Origin of the sequence: Paraburkholderia sp. EG304 (assembly GCF_046543485.1) — a bacterium.
Lineage (GTDB): Bacteria > Pseudomonadota > Gammaproteobacteria > Burkholderiales > Burkholderiaceae > Paraburkholderia > Paraburkholderia youngii.
The window spans coordinates 78,036-97,744 of sequence record NZ_JBKGUA010000002.1; the positions used below are offsets into that span (position 1 = coordinate 78,036).

Genomic DNA, 19,709 nt, shown 5'->3' on the forward strand with positions numbered 1-19,709 from the left:
CGCCCGGCTCCGGCTTCGGCTCAATTCAGTCCCAAATCAGTACCAATCCGCTTCCAGTCGTTCGCATGTTTACGCTTTCCGATTTCGATTTCGATCTGCCGCCCGAGCTGATCGCGCAAGTCGCGCTGCCCGAGCGCAGCGCAAGCCGTCTGCTCGACGTGGACGCCGCGGGCGCCGCCGACGGCGCCGCGCGCCTGATCGACCGCCGCTTTACCGACTTGCCCGAGTGCCTCGCGCCGGGCGATCTGCTGGTCTTCAATGACACCAAAGTGCTGAAGGCGCGCTTCTTCGGCCAGAAAGCGAGCGGCGGCAAGGTCGAAGTGCTGGTCGAGCGGCTGACCGGCGAGCGCAGCGCGCTTGCGCAGATCCGCGCGAGCAAGAGCCCGCAGGCGGGCACGACGATCCGTCTCGCGGATGCGTTCGACGTCACCGTCGGCGAGCGCGTCGACCAGTTCTACACGCTGCACTTCCCCGACGACTGCCTGACGCTGATCGAGCAATACGGCCGTCTGCCGCTGCCGCCGTACATCGAGCACGATCCCGACGCGACCGACGAAACCCGCTATCAGACCGTGTACGCGCAGAACCCGGGCGCGGTCGCCGCGCCGACCGCCGGCCTACACTTCGACGACGCGCTGCTCGCGAGGCTCGACGCCCTCGGCATCGAACCCGCGACGCTGACGCTGCACGTTGGCGCGGGCACGTTCCAGCCGGTGCGGGTCGAGAACATCGCCGAGCACAAGATGCACAGCGAGTGGTATCACCTGCCGCAAGCGCTGGCGGACAAGATTGCTGCGACCAAAGCGCGCGGCAACCGCGTGATCGCGGTCGGCACGACCTCGATGCGCGCGCTCGAAGCCGCCGCGCGCGACGCCGAAGCGGCCGGCCATCCGCTCGCCGCGGCGAGCGCCGAAACTGACATCTTCATCACGCCGGGCTACCGCTTCCGCGTGGTCGACCGGCTGGTCACGAACTTCCATTTGCCGAAGTCGACGCTGCTGATGCTGGTGTCGGCGTTCGCCGGTGTCGAGACGATTCGCGCCGCGTATCGTCACGCGATCGACGAGCGTTATCGCTTTTTCAGCTACGGTGACGCGATGCTGCTGACGCGGCGAGATGCCTAAGCCGGTTCGAGCACTGCTTCAGCGTATTGGCTGTTTTCCCAACCGCCGCGATCCCTCGTGGCGGTTTTCATTGATTGCGCCGGACTGTTTTCCGGTAGCACAGGAGTAATCCCCATGACCCTTGGTCATCTCTCGCAGCATCCTGCCCACGAGCGCCCGGAGAATGGCCTCAAATTCGAACTGCTCGGCACCGACGGCCTCGCGCGCCGCGGCCGCGTCACGCTCAATCACGGCGTGGTGGAGACGCCGATCTTCATGCCGGTCGGCACCTATGGCACCGTGAAGGCGGTCCAGCCGCGCGAGCTCGACGAAATGCACGCGCAGATCATCCTCGGCAATACGTTTCACCTGTGGCTGCGGCCCGGCCTCGAAACGATCGAAGCGCACGGCGGCCTGCACGGCTTCATGGGCTGGAAGAAGCCGATCCTGACCGACTCGGGCGGTTTCCAGGTGTTCTCGCTTGGCGATCTGCGCAAGATCACCGAGGACGGCGTCACGTTCGCGTCGCCGATCAACGGCGACCGGCTGTTCCTGTCGCCGGAAGTGTCGATGCAGATCCAGAAGGTGCTGAACTCGGACATCGTGATGCAGTTCGACGAATGCACGCCGTACGCGACCAACAACATCCCGACCTCCCACAAGGACGCGGCCGAATCGATGCGCATGTCGATGCGCTGGGCCCAGCGCTCGATCGACGAATTCCAGCGCCTCGGCAATCCGAATGCCCTCTTCGGCATCGTGCAGGGCGGCATGTTCGAGGACTTGCGCGACGAGTCGCTCGCCGGCCTCGCCGAGAAGAACTTCCACGGCCTCGCGATCGGCGGTCTGTCGGTCGGCGAGCCGAAGGAAGACATGATGCGGATCCTGAACCACATCGGCCCGAAGCTGCCGGCCAACAAGCCGCACTACCTGATGGGCGTCGGCACGCCGGAAGACTTGGTGGCCGGCGTCGCGGCCGGCGTCGACATGTTCGACTGCGTGATGCCGACGCGCAACGCGCGCAACGGCTGGCTGTTCACGCGCTTCGGCGACATCAAGATCCGCAACGCGACGCACAAGAACTCGCTGCGCCCGCTCGACGAGCAATGCGGCTGCTACACCTGCCGCAACTTCACGCGCGGCTATCTGCACCACCTGCATCGCGTTGGCGAAATCCTCGGCGCGCAGCTGAACACGATCCACAACCTGCACTACTACCTCGAACTGATGCAGGAAATGCGCGATGCGATCGAGGCGAAGCTGTTCGACGCGTTCCGCAAGCGCTTTCACGAAGATCGGTCGCGCGGCGTCGAACCGTCGTCCTGACCGCCCGGTACGCGAATGCCGCTGAAGACTGCCCATGCCGCACGCGGACAACTTACAATTTGCTTTCGCTGGCCGCTGGATTTGCCCCGCATCGGACCTTTAAACGGTTGATCGCAAAGCCGATTCGCCGTGCCGGCGTGCGTGTGGCCGGTGGTAGAATAATCGGCTGATTTTTTGTTCGTTTGTTTGACCAATAACGGAGAGACCAACGTGTCGTTCATTTCCAATGCCTTCGCCCAAGGCGCTGCAGCAGGTGGTGTCGAATCGAACCTGATGAGCTTCCTGCCGCTGATCCTGATGTTCGGCGTGCTGTACTTCATCATGATTCGCCCGCAAATGAAGCGTCAGAAGGAACATCGCAACATGCTCGCAGCGATGGCCAAGGGCGATGAAGTCGTGACGAACGGCGGTATCGTCGGCAAGGTGACGAAGGTGGGCGAAGCCTACGTCGGCATCGAAATCTCGGAAGGCACGGAAATTACTGTGCAGAAGGCGTCGGTCACGACAATTCTCCCGAAGGGCACGATCAAGTCGCTGTAAGGCCTGCACTCCTCGCGTCCGGCGCGGCCTCGCCGGCGGTTCAGGCACTTCGCTGAACGGCCCGCGCTAATCGCCGGACGCATCGCATCCAAGCCAACCTTCCCGTTGGACCACTCATGAATCGCTACCCCCTCTGGAAATACGCCGTGATGCTGGTGGCTCTGGTCATCGGCCTCGTGTACACGCTGCCCAATCTGTACGGCGAAGCGCCGGCGGTGCAGGTGTCGAGCGGCAAGGCCACGGTCAGGCTCGACGCCACCACGCTGGCGTCGGTCGAAGCCGCGCTCGCGGGCAATCAGATCAAGCCGACCGCGGTCACGTTCGACAACTCGCAGAACAACGCGAACATCCGCGTGCGCCTGACGGACACGGACACGCAGCTGCGCGTGAAAGACCTGCTGCAAAAGACGCTCAATAGCGATCCGAACGATCCGCAATACATCGTCGCACTGAACCTGCAAACCGCGTCGCCCACCTGGATGACCGCGCTGCGCGCACTGCCGATGTACCTCGGTCTGGACCTGCGCGGCGGCGTGCACTTCCTGCTGCAGGTCGACATGGCCGGCGCACTGAACAAGAAGCTCGATTCAGACGCCTCGGACGTGCGCACGCTGCTGCGCGACAACAACGTCCGCGACGGCGGCGTGAATCGCGTGAACCAGTCGGTGGTGGTGAATCTGGCCGATCAGGCCACGGCGGACGCGGCCCTCAAGCTGCTGGGCCGCGGCGTCAGCGAACTCCAATGGACCTCGCAGCCGAACACCGGCGCGGACGGCGGCGTGCAGCTGGTCGGCACTTTCACGCCAGCCGTGCAGCGCGCGGTGCAGGACGCCGCGCTCAAGCAGAACATCACGACGCTGCATAACCGCGTGAACGAACTCGGCGTGGCCGAGCCGGTGATCCAGCAACAGGGCGCGGACCGCATCGTGGTCGAGCTGCCGGGCGTGCAGGACACCGCGAAGGCGAAGGACATCATCGGCCGCACGGCGACGCTCGAAGCGCGCCTCGCCGACCCGGTCAACACGCATCCGAACCCGAACGACCCGGTGCCGCCGGGCGACGAACTCTTCACGCAAGGCAACCAGGCGCCGGTGCTGCTGCGCAAGCAGGTGATCTTCACCGGCGACCGCATCATCGACGCATCGGCGGGCTTCGACGAACATCAGCGTCCGTCGGTCAACATCCGTCTCGACTCGGCCGGCGGCCGCGCGGTGCGCGCGGTGTCGCGCGACAACATCGGCAAGCCGATGGCGATGGTGCTGTTCGAGCGCGGCAAGGGCGAAGTGCTGACGGTCGCGACCATCCAGTCGGAACTGGGCGACCGCTTCCAGATCACCGGCCAGCCGACCCCGCAAGCGGCCGCCGACCTCGCGCTGCTGCTGCGCGCCGGTTCGCTCGCCGCGCCGATGGAAATCATCGAGGAACGCACGATCGGCCCGAGCCTCGGCGCCGACAACATCAAGAAGGGCTTCCACTCGGTCGTATGGGGCTTCGCGGCGATCGCCGTGTTCATGATCGCGTACTACATGCTGTTCGGCGTGATCTCGATGATCGGCCTGTCCGTGAACCTGCTGTTGCTGGTCGCGGTGCTGTCGATGCTGCAGGCCACGCTCACGCTGCCGGGTATCGCCGCTATCGCGCTGGCGCTCGGTATGGCGATCGACGCGAACGTGCTGATCAACGAGCGTGTGCGTGAAGAACTGCGCAACGGCGCGCCGCCGCAACTGGCCATCCAGAACGGCTACGCGCACGCATGGGCGACGATTCTCGACTCGAACGTGACCACGCTGATCGCCGGCCTCGCTCTGCTCGCGTTCGGCTCGGGTCCGGTGCGCGGTTTCGCGATCGTCCACTGTATCGGCATTCTGACGTCGATGTTCTCGGCGGTGTTCTTCTCGCGCGGCCTCGTCAACTTCTGGTACGGCGGCAAGAAGAAGCTGAAGTCGCTGTCGATCGGCCAGGTTTGGCGTCCGCAAGCGGCAGCCGCCGGCTCCGCTGCTTATGCCGGCGGCCTCGGCAGCAGCGACGCCGCGACCGACACCGCGCAGGCCATCGCTACGGCGAAGGCGAGCGCGAAGGCAAGCTCGAAGGCACCGGCTGCAGCCGGCGCGCAGGGTCGCACGAAGCCGACCGTGCGCCGCCGCAATGCGCCGGGCACGCCGACGTCGAATAGCTCGACGCCGCAGAAACCGGGTTCATCCCGCTGAGTCCCGGAGAACAAGACCATGGAATTTTTCCGTTTCCGCAAAGACATTCCGTTCATGCAGCGCGCGTTGATTTTCAACGCGGTCTCGCTGATCACTTTTCTCGCCGCCGTGTTCTTCCTCGTGCATCGCGGGCTGCATCTGTCGGTGGAATTCACCGGCGGTACGGTGATCGAGGTTCAGTATCCGGGCGCGGTGCCGCTCGACCCGGTGCGTGCCACGCTCGGCAAGCTCGGCTATGCCGACGCGCAGGTGCAGAACTTCGGCACCGCGCGCGACGTGCTGATCCGTCTGCCGCTGAAGCCGGGCCTCACGTCCGCACAGCAGAGCGAGCAGGTGATGAGCGCGCTGAAGGCCGATACGCCCGAGGTGCAGTTGCAGCGCGTCGAGTTCGTCGGTCCCCAGGTCGGCAAGGAACTCGCCACCGACGGTCTGCTCGCGCTCGCGTGTGTGGTGATTGGTATCGTCATCTATCTGTCGTTCCGCTTCGAATGGAAGTACGCGGTCGCCGGCGTGATCGCGAACTTGCACGACGTCGTGATCATTCTCGGCTTCTTCGCGTTCTTCCAGTGGGAGTTCTCGCTGTCGGTGCTGGCAGCGGTGCTCGCGGTGCTCGGCTATTCGGTCAACGAGTCGGTGGTCATCTTCGACCGGATTCGCGAAACCTTCCGCCGCGAACGCAAGATGAGCGTGATGGAAGTGATCAACCACGCAATCACCAGCACGATGTCGCGTACCATCATCACGCACGGCTGTACGCAGATGATGGTGCTGTCGATGTTCCTGTTCGGCGGGCCGACGCTGCACTACTTCGCGCTCGCGCTGACGGTCGGTATTCTGTTCGGTATCTACTCGTCGGTGTTCGTCGCCGCGGCGCTCGCGATGTGGTTCGGCGTCAAGCGCGAAGACCTGATCAAGGAAAAGAAAGAAAGCCACAATCCGGAGGATCCGAACGCGGGCGCGCAGGTTTGATGCGCGCGTAGTCGCTGAGGATTGCGCGAATAAAAAAGGCCGGTTCTGTCGAACCGGCCTTTTGCGTTTACGCCGTGCGCGGCCGCTACCGACTCGAACCTAGCGGAACCCCAGCTTGCGTCGCGCGCCAATCAGCGCCGCGATGCTCAGCAGCGCGGCGAACATCATGTAGTAGCTCGGCGCTGCCTTCGATCCGGTCACGCTGATCAGCCACGCGATGATGAACGGCCCGAAGCCGCCGAAAATCGTCACCGCGATGTTATACGCGAGCGACATGCCGGTCGTGCGCGTCTGCACCGGGAAGATCTCCGACAGCAGGCCCGGCGTCGCGCCGAAGTAGCAGCTGACGAGAAGGCCGAACACGATCTGCCACACGATCAGCGTGCCGAAGCTCGGATGCGCGATCAGGAACGCGAACGCCGGATAGACGAGCACGAACAGCAGCACGGCCGCGCCCAGCATGATGCGCGTGCGTCCACGCAGATCCGACCAATGCCCGGCCACCGGCGAGAACACCATCTGGATCAGACCCGTCACCGCGATCGCCGCGAACGCGACCGACGGCGCGAGCCCCAGTTGCCGCACGCCATAAGTCGGCATGAACAGCATCAGATAGGAGGACACCGTTCCGAGGATCACCACGCCCATCGCGATCACGAGTCGCAGTTTCTGCGTTGCGAACGTGTCGCGCAGCGGCGTCTGCGTCGTTTCGGCGGCGAGGAATTCGGGCGTCTCGTCGAGCCTCGCGCGGATGTAGAACGCGACCGGCCCGATCAGCAGACCGAAAAAGAACGGCACGCGCCAGCCCCACGACGTCATCTGCTCGGGCGACAACCCGCCGGTCAGCAACGCGCCGAAACCGGCCGCGAGCAGCGTCGTCAGGCCTTGGCTCGCCATCTGCCAACTCGCATAGAAGCCGCGCCGCCCCGGCACGTGCTCGGCGAGAAACGCGGTTGCGCTGCCGAACTCGCCGCCCGCCGAGAAACCTTGCATCAGCCGCGCGAGCACGAGGATCAGCGGCGCGGCGAGACCGATGCTCTGATAGGTCGGCAGAATCGCGATGATCAGCGTGCCGCTCATCATCAGCAGAATCGAAAGCGTGAGCGCCGCCTTGCGCCCGGCGCGGTCCGAGTACGCGCCGATCACGATTGCGCCGAGCGGCCGCATGAAAAACGACACGCCGAAGGTGCCGAGCGTCAGCAGCAGCGACACGGTGTCGTTGCCGGCCGGAAAAAACAGTTGGGAGATGGTCACGGCGAAAAAGCCGTAGACCACGAGGTCGAACCATTCGAGCGCGTTGCCGATCGAGGCGGCCGCCACCGCGCGCCACGAATTCTGCCGGCTTCCCGCGACGCTTGCTGCTGTCGTTGCATTCATCCAGATCTCCTGTGCTGCGCGAAATATTTATTCGAAACAACGCGTGACGTCCGCGTTGGCCATCCCGGCAACGCGCACCCCCGGCATGACTCGTGCGCTCTATTTAACTGAAAAAATAAAAGTGAAGCGAGCGACAAATGCCCGATGCGGGTCAATGCGCGCCATGCATGGCCGTGTGGTTCGCTACCGGCGATAAAAAACCGCTTCGTCGGAGAACGACCGAAGCGGTTTTCGTGTTGCGATGCAGCGCGAATCGAATCGCGACAGCGGCTCGCGCTTACTGCTGCTTGATGCCTTCCGACTGGATATGCAAGCGCGTCTGCATGCTGAAGCCGTACTTCGCGCCGAAGTCCATGCCGTAATCGGCGCGATTGAATTCGGTGCTCGCCTCGACGCCGCACACCTCGCGTTTGAGCACCGGATGCTGCATGCACTTGAATGAATCGACCTTCAGATTCACCGGCTTCGTGATGCCGCGAATCGTCAGATTGCCGATCACCTCGACCGGCTTGTCGCCGTCGAACTTGATCTCGGTGCCCTTGTAGGTCACGGTCGGATACTTCGCGACGTCGAAGAACTCGCCAGATTTCAGATGATCGTCGAGCTTGGGATTGCCGGTCTGCACCGAAGCGGGATCGACGCTGACCTCGAGAGTGCCGGTCTTCGCCGCGCGATCGAGCGTGACCGTGCCCGTAGTCTTCGTGAATTTGCCGCGCCAGATCGACAGACCGCCGAAGTGGTCGGCCTCGAAGCTCGGAAACGTATGCATCGGATCAAGCATATAGGTATCGGCGGCGAAGGCGCCGAGCGACAGCGACGAAGCCAGCGCGCCAACAGCGATCAACATGGACGTTTTCAATTCGTGCTCCTGTTTTGCGTTGAAAATCGCGGTGCAACCTGCGGTGGGAAAACGGCCGCGCCCCACGTGGCGCGGCGCACATCGCGAACGCCGCGCGCGTTACTTGTGCGCGGCGACGATATGAAACTTGATCACGACCTCGTCGGCGACGACCGACGTGTCCTTCCATTCGCCGGTGCCGACGTCGAACTGCGAACGCTTGATCGGCAGCGCGCCGTCGAAGGTCTGCGTCGCGCCCTGCTGGCTCACCGTGACCGGCACGACGACCGTCTCAGACTTGCCCTTGATGGTCAGCTTGCCGGTCACCTTGAACTGATTGCCGCCGGCCGGCGCGATCGCGCTCGACACGAACGTCGCGCGCGGAAAAGTCTTCGCGTCGAACCATTCCTTGCCGCGCACCTGCTCGTTGTAGCTCTCGTCGCCGAGATCGTAACTGGCGACGTCGATATCGATCTGCGCGCTGCCGGCCGTCGGCTTGGCCGGATCGAAGCTGACCTGCGCGGTGAACTTGTTGAACTTGCCTTCGACCGGCACGTTCATCTGCTTCGAGGTGGCCGTTACCGAGCTCTTCGCGACGTCGACCTGCGCGAGCGCCGCGCCCGCGGCGCTCAGCGACGCCGCCGCGAATGCGGCGAGCATGTAGCGATAAAACGAAACCTTCATGGTTGTCCTTATTTGAGGAAGGGGATCATGCGCGACAGCAGGCCGTCGCGATCGAGCCATTGATGCTTGAGCGCCGCCGCGACGTGCAGCGCGACCAGCACGAGCAGCGTGTAATTCAACGCGATATGCAGGGTCTTCAGCAGTTCTTTCAGGTGCGGGTCGGGCGCGATGATGCGCGGCAGCGGAATCAGCCCGAGATAGACGACCGGCACGTTCGCGGCCGAGCTATACAGATAGCCGGACACGGGAATCACAATCATCAGCGCGTACAGCAACAGATGCGTCAGATGCGCGGCGGCGCGCTGCCAGGTCGGCATGCGGCGCGGCATCGGCGGTCCGGCATGGGTCGCGCGCCACAGGATGCGCACGATCGCGAGCGCGAACACGGTCACGCCGATCCATTTGTGCCACGAGAAATAGCGCAGCTTGGTGGGCGTGAAACCGGGAATGTCGGTCATCACCCAGCCGAGTGCAAAGCCGCAGACGATCAGCAATGCGATCAGCCAGTGAAACGCGATGGCGGTCCGCGTGTACGACTCCCGGGTACCGAACGATGGATTGAGTGTCATGACAGATCAACGCAGGCTGTTAGAAGTTAACGGCGCGCCGCGGCCGGCTATTCCGCGATCACTGCTGCGGACCAGCACGGCGCGCGCGCCCGCGGCGGCCGATTCGGCCGATGCGGCCGGCATCATCACCAGAAAAGGCGGCCGGGGGGTACCACGGGCGCCATGCTACCCCAAGCGCGCAAAGCTGGCTGCAGCGCGTCGGCGAAACGGGCCCGAATTTTGCAGCGCAGCACGCCGGAGCGCGCCGCGCGCGCTTCGCGTCGGTCGCAAGGCCGCGTTTGGTACTATTCTGCTCGCTGCCGCCCCTTCCCTCGTAAAGAGCAGGCCTTGCACGCCGCCACTACGCCGTTAGCCCATCTGCCGCATGGAACATGACAACCTGATCGCATGCCATGAATGCGATACGCTGTTCCGCAAGCCACGGCTTGTCGGGCGCGTCGCCGCGCGTTGTCCGCGCTGCCGCGCGACGCTCTTTCGCGGCGTATCGCGCAAGCTCGACGCGATCTGCGCACTGACGCTCGCCGCGCTGATCACGTTCGTGATCGCGCAGGGCTTTCCGATCGTCGAACTGGAAACCAACGGCATCACCTCACAGACCACGCTGTTCGGCGCGCTCGTCGCGCTGTGGGGCGAGGACATGGAGATCGTCGCCGTGATGGTGTTCTGCTCGACGATCCTCTTTCCGCTCACCGAACTCGTCGCCCTGCTGTACGTGCTGGTGCCGCTGCGCTCCGGCTATGTGCCTCCGCATTTCCATCGCGTGCTGCGCGCGATCCAGTTCGTGCGGCCGTGGGGCATGATCGAAGTGTTCATGCTCGGCGTGCTGATCACGATCGTGAAGATGGTGAGTCTCGCGCGCGTGATCCCCGAGGCGGCGCTGTTCGCGTTCGGCGCGCTGACGCTGATGTTCGCGGTCGTCGTGACGTTCGATCCGCGGGTGCTGTGGGATGTCGCCGACGAGATCGACGCGAGCGGCGATCGGCCGTTGCCGCGCACGTCGGCCGACAGCGCGGCGCTCGCGCTCGGCTCGCTCGCCGGTCCGCCGGCGCCGTCCGCGCACGTCGCGGGCTCGACGGGTGGCAGCGCTGACGGTGCCGCCGGCAGCGCTCCTCCGCCCGGCTTGCCGCCCGCGCCGCGCGAAGGATGAGCCCGCGATGAAATACGTCACCGCGAAACGCGCGGGCCTCGTGTCCTGTCACGCGTGCGGGCGCGTCGAACCGCGCATCCGCTCGATCGCGCCGCAGCACTGCAGCCGCTGCGGCGCGCATCTGCACTCGCGCAACCCCGACAGCCTGATGCGCACGTGGGCGCTGCTGATCGCCGCGGCGCTGCTGTATATTCCGGCGAATCTGCTGCCGGTGATGCATACGTCATCGCTGCTCGGCTCCGAGGACGACACCATCATGAGCGGCGTCGTCTATTTCTGGACCTCGGGCGACTGGCCGCTCGCGGTGATCGTGTTCATCGCCAGCATCATGGTGCCGATGCTGAAGCTCTCGGTGCTCGTGCTGCTGACCATCACCGCGCAGCGCCGCTCGCGCTGGCGTCCGCAACAGCGCACGACGCTGTACCGGATGGTCGAGCGCATCGGCCGCTGGTCGATGCTCGACGTGTTCGTCGTCACGCTCACCGTGGCGCTCGTGCGTTTCAAATCGCTGGCCGTGATCACGGCCGGGCCCGGCGCGATCGCGTTCGGCTCGGTTGTGATCCTGACGATGCTGGCCTCCATGCAATTCGATCCACGCCTCATCTGGGACCCCGTGGAAAGCAGTACCCCAACACCTCAGGATCTCGACCATGACTAGCCCGCAAGGACCGACGCCCGCTTCAGGTGACGCGCCGCGCAACGATTCGAACGGACCAAAACTGCCGCCCCAACTGCCCGACCCCGACATCGAACCACGCAGCCGCTGGCTGCCGTCGCTCGTCTGGGTGATTCCGCTGATCGCCGCGCTGATCGGCATCGCACTCGTGGTCAGGTCGGTGACCGAGCGCGGGCCCGTGATCACGATCAGCTTCATCAGCGCGGAAGGGCTCGAGCCGGGCAAGACCCAGGTCAAGTACAAGGACGTCGCCATCGGTTCAGTGAAGACCATCACGCTGTCACCGGACCTGTCGCACGTGCTCGTGCAGGTGCAGCTCACCAAGGAAGGCGGCAAGTTCGCGGTCAAGGACTCGCGTTTCTGGGTGGTGCGTCCGCGTGTCGGCGCGAGCGGCGTATCGGGCCTGACCACGCTGCTGTCGGGCGCGTACATCGGCGCCGACGCGGGCCGCTCGAGCGACAGCGAGAGCAACTTCGTCGGCCTCGAAACGCCGCCGCCCGTCACCGGCGACCAGAAAGGCCGCCAGTACACGCTGCACGGCGAGTCGCTCGGCTCGATCGACATCGGCTCGCCGATCTTCTACCGGCGCGTGCAGGTCGGCCAGGTGGTCGGCTTCTCGCTCGACAAGAGCGGCACCGGCGTGACGATGCAGGTGTTCGTGTCGGCGCCGTTCGACCAGTACGTCGGCACCAACACGCGCTGGTGGCATGCCAGCGGCGTCGATCTGCGGCTCGATTCGAGCGGCTTCAAGCTGAACACGCAGTCGCTCGCGACGGTGATCGTCGGCGGTCTGTCGTTCCAGTCGCCGCCCGGCCAGAACATGGGCCCGCAGGCGCCGAACAACCAGACATTCCGCCTCGCTTCGGACGAAGCGGACGCGATGCGGGAACCGGACGGCGTCCCGTTGCGTGTAGTGATGAACTTCAACCAGTCGCTGCGCGGGCTGTCGATCGGCGCGCCGGTCGACTTCCGCGGCATCGTGCTCGGCCAGGTGACCAATATCGGTATCGACTACGATCCGACGACGCGGAGCTTCACGATGCCGGTCACGCTGAACGTGTACCCCGATCGCCTCGGCAAGCGCTTCCGCGAGAGCGCGCCGCAGCCGGGCTCGCTCGCCGGCGAGAACCTGCTGCAGGAGCTCGTCAAGCATGGTCTGCGCGGCCAGTTGCGCACCGGCAACCTGATCACGAGCCAGTTGTACGTGGCGCTCGATATCTTCCCGAAAGCGGCGCCGGCGAAGGTCGACGTCACGAAGGATCCGCTCGAGCTGCCGACCATTCCGAACACGCTCGACGAATTGCAGCTGCAGGTCGCCGACATCGCGAAGAAGCTCGACAAGGTGCCGTTCGACCAGATCGGCGCGAACCTGAACACCGCGCTGAAGAACGCCGATCAGCTGTTCTCGCGTCTGGACAAGGAAGTCGTGCCGCAGGCGCGCGACACGCTGAGCGCCGCGAAGCAGACCTTCAATTCGGCCCAGGCAACCTTGCAGCAGGACTCGCCGATGCAGTCCGACGTTCATCAGGCGTTGCAGGAACTGACGCGCACGTTGCAGTCGCTGAATGCGCTGTCGGATTACCTCGAGCGTCATCCCGAATCGTTGTTGCGCGGTAAATCAGGAGATAAACCATGATGTTTGCCCGGCTCCCTCGTCCGCGGCGCGCGCTCGTGCGCGGTGCCGTGCGCGGCGTCGTGTATGGCGCCGCACTGGCCGCGGCGCTCGCGATCGCGGCGTGCTCGTCGCCGTCGAGCCGTTTCTATACGCTGGGTGGCGCGGACGGCGCAGCCGCCGCCGCGCGCACGGCCGCCGCGCCCGCGTGGCTGATCGAAGTCGCGCCGGTCAACGTGCCGCCGCAGGTGGCGAGAAACCAGCTGGTCGTGCAGACCGGGCCGACTCAGGTGCAACTGCTCGAACAGGAGCGCTGGGCGTCGCTGCCCGGTGATGAAATCCGCCGCGCGCTGTCGACCAACCTGACGCAGCAGCTCGGCACCATCGATACGTACGGCACCGCGCACCCCGACGACGCGGCCGTCTACCGGATCGCGATGAACGTGCAGCGCTTCGAGTCGTGGCCCGGCTCGCATGCGTTGATCGATGCGGTGTGGAGCGTGCGGGCCGTGCGCAGCAATGCGGTGATGACGTGTCGCAGCGTGGTCAGCGAGACGGTCGGAGGCGGCTACGACTCGCTCGTCGACGGACATCGGCGTGCGCTCGCGGAAGTGTCGACGCAGATCGCGACGGGCGTGCGCGCGATGGCGGCAGCAGCCGTCGCTACCACGAACACGACCGGCCGGAGTTCGGCTTCGTCCAGGCCCGCTGCGGCGCCGGCCGTGCCGCCCTGCCCTTCGGCGGGACCGGCTGCGGGGGCCGGCGCCTGACAGGTCTGACGACGCGGCGGACTCAACGGCGTCAGCATGCCTGCTGGCGCCGCCGGCCCAGGCGGTGTGCGAGGCGCGATCACGCAACGACAAACGACGCAAAACGACGTCCCGGCACGCCAATCGCGCCGGCCCGCCAACCCCGACCGCGTACAATAGCGCCTTATCCAACGCCTTGCGGCAACCTCAATGTCCTTCGATTTCTTCCTTCCTTGCCCGCGCGGGCTCGAAGCTCCGCTCGCGGCCGAACTCGCCGAAATTGCCGCCAAACATCTGAACGGCGCCCCGTTCACGGCCGGTGCGCAGGTGCCGGGCGGCGTGCATTTCCGCGGCGGCAGGGCCGCCGGCATGGCGGCCAATCTGCACTCGCGTCTGGCGAGCCGCGTGCTGCTGAAAATCGCCCAGCGGCCCTATCGCAGCGAGCAGGACATCTACGCGCTCGCGCTCGAGCAGCGCTGGGAGCAGTGGTTCTCCGCGCACGAGACGCTGCGCGTCGACGTCACCGCGATCAAGTCGCCGCTGCGCAGTCTCGAGTTCACGACGCTGCGCGTGAAGGACGCGATCTGCGATCGTCTGCGCGAAAAAAGCGGCGCGCGGCCGAGCATCGATACCGCGATGCCCGACGTGCGCGTGTTCGCGTTCCTGACCGCGACCGACTGCACGCTGTACCTCGACACGTCCGGCGATCCGCTGTTCAAGCGCGGCTGGCGTCTCGACAAGGGCGCTGCGCCGCTGCGCGAGAACCTTGCGGCGGGCATTCTGCGTCTGACCGGTTGGCAGGCGGGCACGCCGCTCTACGATCCGATGTGCGGCAGCGGCACGTTTCTCGCGGAAGCGGCGCAGGTCGCGCTGGACATCGCGCCGGGCGTGCAGCGGCGCTTCGGCTTCGAAAAGTTCATCCAGTTCGATACGCGGACCTGGCAAACGCTGCGGGGCGCCGCGCTCGAAGCGAAGAACGCGGCGCGCGGCTCGCGCGGCGCCGATCTGCAGATCTTCGGCAGCGACATCTCCGGCGACATGCTCGAAAAAGCACGCGCGAACTTCGAGCGCGCGGGGCTGCCGGCCATTGCGCTCAAGCAGCTCGACGCGCGCGACATGACGCCGCCCACCTCGGCGCCGGGCATCCTCGTCGCGAATCCGCCGTATGGCGAGCGGATCGAAGTGCGCGGCCGCAATGCGCGCGGCGAGCTTCGCGAAGGCCGCGGCAATCGCGACGACGACGGCTTCCGCCGCATTCAGGAAGAAGCGCCGGACAGCGAGTTTTTCCAGTTGCTCGGCAATGCGTTGAAGCAGCGCTTTGCCGGATGGCACGCGTTCATCCTGACGTCGGATCGCAAGCTGCCTGGGCAGCTGCGGCTGCGCGAATCGACGAAGACGCCGCTTTTCAACGGCGCGCTCGAATGCCGGCTGTTCCGCTTCGATCTGATCGCGGGCAGCGTGCGGCAGCGTCCGCAGGGCGATACGCAGGCCGATTGACGCTACGCCGGTCGGGCAAGTCGACATCAAAACCGCGGATCTCGTGCCGCGGTTTTTTATTGCGCCACGTCGCGCTGTTTCCCTTCCTTCGAAAGCGCGCTCGAAGAGCCGGCTACCCGTTCCCCACCCTACTGCCACCACGCTGTCAGCAGCACCCCGGCACACTCCTCCTCACGCCACCCGGCGCTTGAACGGCCTACTGCCAACCGAAGGAGAGTGTCATGTCCGCATTGCCCAAAGTGGTTGCCTGGTTCGAAATCCCGTCCGTCGATTTCGATCGCGCGGTGCGCTTCTACGAAGCCGCTCTCGACGCCCCGCTGAATCGCCAGGAGATCGGCGGCCAGCCGATCGCCGTGTTCAGCTACGAGGAGCCCGCGACCGGCGGCGCGATCGTCCATAGTCCGTCGATGACGCCCGCCGCCGACGGCGTCACCGTCTACCTGAACGCGCAGCCCACCGTCGACGCCGCGCTCGAGCGCATCGAACGGGCAGGCGGCAAGACCGACGGCCCGGTGATCAAGCTGCCGCAGGACATCGGCTATATCGCGTTCTTCACCGACACAGAAGGCAACCGCGTCGGGCTGCATTCGCGCACCAACGGCTAGGCGCATCCGCAGCCACCGCGCCCCAACCGAAGGCCGCCATGCGGCGCTATCATCGCGGGACCGTCCCCCTCCTCCTCTACCCGACGCCCACGATGACGCGCCGCGCCGACCGCCTGTTCCAGATCGCCGAGCTGCTGCGCGGCCGCCGCTTGACCACCGCGAAGCAACTGGCCGACTGGCTGAACATCTCGCTGCGCACGGTCTATCGCGACGTGCACGATCTGCAGTTGTCGGGGGTGCCGATCGAAGGCGAAGCGGGCATCGGCTATCGGCTGTCGCGCTCGGCGAGTCTGCCGCCGCTGACCTTCACCGCCGACGAACTCGCCGCGCTCGCCGCCGGCGCGCGCATGCTCGAATCGTGGGGCGGCGCGGGCTTCGCGAGCGGCGCGCGCGGCGCGCTAGCCAAAATCGCATCGGCGATGCCCGCCGACAAACGTGCGGCGCTCGAACGGCTCGCGATCTTCGCGCCGTCGTTTCACATCAAGAGTGATTTTTCTACACAGCTCGACACGCTGCATCGCGCGATCGATACGCGCCAGGTGGTGCGCTTCGCGTACACGGACGCGAACGGCGCCGACACCGAGCGCCGCGTCTGGCCGCTCGCGCTCGCGTACTGGGGCGCGCGCTGGACGCTCGGCGCATGGTGCGAGCTGCGCAGCGATTTCCGCAACTTCGGGCTCGAGAAGATGCGCGATCTCACGGTGCTCGAGACGTATCCGGATCAGGAAGGCAGGCGGCTCGCGGATTTACTGCGGTATCTGAACGCGAGGCCGAAAAGATAAAAGGGATCGCGGTGATGCACCGCGATCCCAACACCGGTTCACAGCGACCGCATCAGTCGACCGCCTTCACCATGTCCTCGATCACCTTCTTCGCGTCGCCGAACACCATCATCGTCTTGTCCATGTAGAAGAGCTCGTTGTCGAGGCCCGCATAACCGGCGGCCATCGAGCGCTTGTTGACGATCACGGTGCGCGCCTTGTACGCCTCGATGATCGGCATGCCCGCGATCGGCGACTTCGGATCGTTCTTCGCGGCCGGATTCACCACGTCGTTCGCGCCGAGCACCAGCACCACGTCGACCTGGCCGAACTCGCCGTTGATGTCCTCCATCTCGTAGACCATGTCGTACGGCACTTCGGCCTCGGCGAGCAGCACGTTCATGTGCCCCGGCATGCGGCCGGCCACCGGGTGGATCGCGTACTTCACCTCGATGCCCTTCTCGACCAGCTTGTCGGTCAACTCCTTTAACGCATGCTGCGCGCGCGCCACGGCCAGTCCATAGCCCGGCACGATCACGACGGTTTCGGCGTTGCCCATCATGAACGACGCGTCATCGGCTGAACCCGATTTCACCGGACGCTGCTCCGCCGCGCCGCCCGCGGCCGCGCCCGGCTCGTTGCCGAAGCCGCCGAGGATCACGTTGAAGAACGAGCGGTTCATCGCGCGGCACATGATGTACGACAGGATCGCACCCGACGACCCGACCAGCGAGCCGGCGATGATCAGCATCGGATTGTTCAGCGAGAAGCCGATGCCCGCCGCCGCCCAGCCCGAGTACGAGTTCAGCATCGACACGACCACCGGCATGTCCGCGCCGCCGATCGGAATGATGATCAACACGCCGAGCACGAACGCGATGATCGTCATGATGATGAACGGCAGCCACGACTGCGTGAGGAAGAACAGCACGCCGAAGCCGAGCATCGCGAGCGCCAGCATCAGGTTGATCAGATGCTGGCCGCCGTAGACGACCGGCGCGCCCTGAAACAGCCGGAACTTGTACTTGCCCGACAGCTTGCCGAACGCGATCACCGAGCCGCTAAAAGTGATCGCGCCGACGAAGGTGCCGATGAACAGCTCGATGCGGTTGCCGTACGGCAGGAAGCCCTCGATCGGCACCTCGGGATCGACGAGCCCGAACGCGGCCGGCTCCGACACGACCCCGTACGCAATGCACACGGCCGCGAGACCGATCAGCGAGTGCATCGCCGCGACCAGCTCGGGCATCTTGGTCATCTCGACGCGCGCGGCGACGAACGCGCCGATCGCGCCGCCGATCACGAGCCCGAACAGCAGCAGGCCGAGCCCGAGACCGAGATTGGAGCCGAGTACCTCGGCCTGCCGCGAGATCAGCGCGATGGTGGTCAGAATCGCGATCCCCATGCCGACCATGCCGAAGGTATTGCCAGCCCGCGCGCTCTTCGGATTCGACAGCCCCTTGAGCGCCTGGATGAAGCAGACCGACGCGACCAGATACAGCAATGTGACGACGTTCAGGCTCATTTACGCACCCTCCTTGCCGCCAGCCGGAAGCTTCTTCGGCTCTTTTTTCTTGAACATCTCCAGCATTCGCCGCGTGACGAGAAAGCCGCCGAACACGTTGACGGCCGCGAGCGCCACGGCGATCGTGCCGAAGAACTTGCCCGCACTGCCCACCGTGAGACCGGCCGCGAGCATCGCGCCGACGATCACGATCGCCGAAATTGCATTGGTCACCGCCATCAGCGGCGTATGCAGCGCGGGCGTGACGTTCCAGACCACGTGATAGCCGACGTAGATCGCCAGCACGAAGATGATCAGGTTGATTACCGTGTGATTGATGACGTCCATCTTCGCCCCCTTATGCGTTGCGCGTGACCTGGCCGTCGCGGGCCAGCAGCGTGGCCGCGACGATGTCGTCCGCGAGATCGATATTCAGCACGCCTTCCTTCGTGACGATCAGCTTCAGGAAGTCAAGCAGGTTGCGCGCGTATAGCGACGATGCGTCGGCGGGCACCATCGCGGCGAGATTCGTATAGCCGACGATCTGCACGCCATAGCGCACCACCACCTGGTCCGCTTCGGTCAGCGGACAATTGCCGCCGCGCCGGCCGTCGACTTCGGGGCCGCGGCCGGCCGCGAGGTCGACGAGCACCGAGCCCGGTTTCATCGCCTGCACGGTTTCGACCGACAGCAGCGTCGGCGCGGGGCGGCCCGGAATCAGCGCGGTGGAGATGATCACGTCCGCCTGCTTCGCGCGCTCGTGCACGAGCGCCGACTGGCGCGCGAGCCATGACGGCGGCATCGGCCGCGCATAGCCGCCGACGCCTTGCGCAGCGTCGCGCTCCTCGTCGGTTTCGTAGGGCACGTCGAGAAATTTTGCGCCGAGCGATTCGATCTGCTCCTTGACGGCCGGGCGCACGTCGGACGCCTCCAGCACCGCGCCGAGGCGCTTCGCGGTGGCGATCGCCTGCAGACCGGCCACGCCCGCGCCGAGAATCAGCACGCGCGCGGCCTTCACGGTGCCGGCCGCGGTCATCAGCATCGGCATGAAGCGCGGATACAGCGTCGCCGCGAGCAGCACCGCCTTGTAGCCGGCGATATTCGCTTGCGATGACAGCACGTCGAGACTCTGCGCGCGCGTGGTGCGCGGCGCGGCTTCGAGCGCGAATGCGGTGACGCCCGCCGCGGCGAGTTTGCCCGCATTCTCGGCGTTGAACGGGTCGAGCATGCCGACGAGCGTCGCGCCGCGTTTGAGCAGCGGCAGTTCGGAGTCGGTGGGGGATTGGACTTTGAGGACGAGATCGGCGCCGAACGCGGTGGCGGCGTCGACGATCTCCGCGCCCACGGCCGTATAGGCGTCATCGGGAAAGCTCGCGCCGGCGCCGGCGCCGCTTTGAAGCGTGACCCGGTGGCCTTGCGCCACGTATTTCTTGACCGTTTCGGGCGTCGCGGCAACGCGGGTTTCATGCGCGCGCGTTTCGGCTGGCACTCCGATGTGCATCGTTGTTCCTCCTCGACTTCCTGTTTGACGACAGATCTGCCGAC

General features: G+C 65.5%; 19 protein-coding genes. 12 read left to right on the forward strand and 7 right to left on the reverse strand.

Going from position 1 to position 19,709, the window contains the following annotated elements:
- Positions 1 to 65: 65 nt before the first annotated feature.
- From queA to secF, 5 genes are all read left to right on the forward strand, one after another.
- Positions 66 to 1,124, forward strand: coding sequence for a tRNA preQ1(34) S-adenosylmethionine ribosyltransferase-isomerase QueA (gene queA, locus ACLFKU_RS02980; RefSeq protein WP_410848125.1), 1,059 nt, complete (start codon positions 66 to 68; stop codon positions 1,122 to 1,124).
- 114 nt (positions 1,125 to 1,238) lie between these two features.
- Positions 1,239 to 2,429, forward strand: a complete 1,191-nt coding sequence (gene tgt / locus ACLFKU_RS02985; protein ID WP_368587619.1) for a tRNA guanosine(34) transglycosylase Tgt — start codon at positions 1,239 to 1,241, stop codon at positions 2,427 to 2,429.
- Between the two features lie 210 nt (positions 2,430 to 2,639).
- On the forward strand, positions 2,640 to 2,969 hold the full coding sequence (yajC, locus tag ACLFKU_RS02990) for a preprotein translocase subunit YajC (RefSeq protein WP_176109522.1): 330 nt from the start codon (positions 2,640 to 2,642) through the stop codon (positions 2,967 to 2,969).
- Positions 2,970 to 3,085: 116 nt separating this feature from the next.
- Positions 3,086 to 5,176, forward strand: coding sequence for a protein translocase subunit SecD (gene secD / locus ACLFKU_RS02995; RefSeq protein ID WP_410848126.1), 2,091 nt, complete (start codon positions 3,086 to 3,088; stop codon positions 5,174 to 5,176).
- An 18-nt stretch (positions 5,177 to 5,194) separates the two neighbouring features.
- Positions 5,195 to 6,145: a protein translocase subunit SecF gene (secF, locus tag ACLFKU_RS03000; protein ID WP_368587617.1), complete on the forward strand. Its 951-nt coding sequence runs from the start codon at positions 5,195 to 5,197 to the stop codon at positions 6,143 to 6,145.
- Between the two features lie 99 nt (positions 6,146 to 6,244).
- On the opposite strand, the gene ACLFKU_RS03005 is transcribed toward secF, so the two are convergent.
- From ACLFKU_RS03005 to ACLFKU_RS03020, 4 genes are all read right to left on the reverse strand, one after another.
- A complete protein-coding gene (locus ACLFKU_RS03005) occupies positions 6,245 to 7,522 on the reverse strand; it encodes an MFS transporter (RefSeq protein WP_410848127.1) in 1,278 nt (425 codons plus the stop codon).
- 277 nt (positions 7,523 to 7,799) lie between these two features.
- Positions 7,800 to 8,369, reverse strand: a complete 570-nt coding sequence (locus ACLFKU_RS03010) for a YceI family protein (RefSeq protein ID WP_368587615.1) — start codon at positions 8,367 to 8,369, stop codon at positions 7,800 to 7,802.
- 111 nt (positions 8,370 to 8,480) lie between these two features.
- Positions 8,481 to 9,044, reverse strand: a complete 564-nt coding sequence (locus tag ACLFKU_RS03015; protein ID WP_368587614.1) for a YceI family protein — start codon at positions 9,042 to 9,044, stop codon at positions 8,481 to 8,483.
- 8 nt (positions 9,045 to 9,052) lie between these two features.
- The gene (locus ACLFKU_RS03020) at positions 9,053 to 9,613 is read right to left on the reverse strand and encodes a cytochrome b (protein ID WP_368587613.1); all 561 of its coding nucleotides are present in this window, start codon (positions 9,611 to 9,613) and stop codon (positions 9,053 to 9,055) included.
- 364 nt (positions 9,614 to 9,977) lie between these two features.
- Here ACLFKU_RS03020 and ACLFKU_RS03025 point away from each other — a divergent pair, with 364 nt between their 5' ends.
- From ACLFKU_RS03025 to ACLFKU_RS03055, 7 genes are all read left to right on the forward strand, one after another.
- Positions 9,978 to 10,760: a paraquat-inducible protein A gene (locus ACLFKU_RS03025; RefSeq protein WP_368587612.1), complete on the forward strand. Its 783-nt coding sequence runs from the start codon at positions 9,978 to 9,980 to the stop codon at positions 10,758 to 10,760.
- A 7-nt stretch (positions 10,761 to 10,767) separates the two neighbouring features.
- Positions 10,768 to 11,418: a paraquat-inducible protein A gene (locus tag ACLFKU_RS03030; RefSeq protein ID WP_368587611.1), complete on the forward strand. Its 651-nt coding sequence runs from the start codon at positions 10,768 to 10,770 to the stop codon at positions 11,416 to 11,418.
- Complete coding sequence (locus ACLFKU_RS03035) at positions 11,411 to 13,072, forward strand: intermembrane transport protein PqiB (RefSeq protein ID WP_368587610.1); 1,662 nt, start codon at positions 11,411 to 11,413, stop codon at positions 13,070 to 13,072. The genes ACLFKU_RS03030 and ACLFKU_RS03035 overlap by 8 nt, the downstream gene beginning before the upstream one ends.
- Entirely contained in the window at positions 13,069 to 13,818 is a 750-nt protein-coding gene (locus ACLFKU_RS03040) for a membrane integrity-associated transporter subunit PqiC (protein WP_410848128.1), read from the forward strand. Before ACLFKU_RS03035 ends, ACLFKU_RS03040 begins: the two co-directional genes overlap by 4 nt.
- Before the next feature lie 189 nt (positions 13,819 to 14,007).
- Entirely contained in the window at positions 14,008 to 15,294 is a 1,287-nt protein-coding gene (locus tag ACLFKU_RS03045; RefSeq protein ID WP_410848129.1) for a class I SAM-dependent RNA methyltransferase, read from the forward strand.
- Between the two features lie 221 nt (positions 15,295 to 15,515).
- Positions 15,516 to 15,899, forward strand: coding sequence for a VOC family protein (locus tag ACLFKU_RS03050; RefSeq protein WP_368587607.1), 384 nt, complete (start codon positions 15,516 to 15,518; stop codon positions 15,897 to 15,899).
- Positions 15,900 to 15,937: 38 nt separating this feature from the next.
- Positions 15,938 to 16,681: a helix-turn-helix transcriptional regulator gene (locus ACLFKU_RS03055; protein WP_410848130.1), complete on the forward strand. Its 744-nt coding sequence runs from the start codon at positions 15,938 to 15,940 to the stop codon at positions 16,679 to 16,681.
- Between the two features lie 52 nt (positions 16,682 to 16,733).
- On the opposite strand, the gene ACLFKU_RS03060 is transcribed toward ACLFKU_RS03055, so the two are convergent.
- The 3 genes from ACLFKU_RS03060 to ACLFKU_RS03070 are packed head-to-tail and all read right to left on the reverse strand — an operon-like array spanning position 16,734 to position 19,665.
- Positions 16,734 to 18,185: an NAD(P)(+) transhydrogenase (Re/Si-specific) subunit beta gene (locus ACLFKU_RS03060; protein WP_410848131.1), complete on the reverse strand. Its 1,452-nt coding sequence runs from the start codon at positions 18,183 to 18,185 to the stop codon at positions 16,734 to 16,736.
- On the reverse strand, positions 18,186 to 18,512 hold the full coding sequence (locus tag ACLFKU_RS03065; protein WP_013088458.1) for an NAD(P) transhydrogenase subunit alpha: 327 nt from the start codon (positions 18,510 to 18,512) through the stop codon (positions 18,186 to 18,188).
- A 10-nt stretch (positions 18,513 to 18,522) separates the two neighbouring features.
- Entirely contained in the window at positions 18,523 to 19,665 is a 1,143-nt protein-coding gene (locus ACLFKU_RS03070) for a Re/Si-specific NAD(P)(+) transhydrogenase subunit alpha (protein ID WP_410848132.1), read from the reverse strand.
- Positions 19,666 to 19,709: the final 44 nt, after the last annotated feature.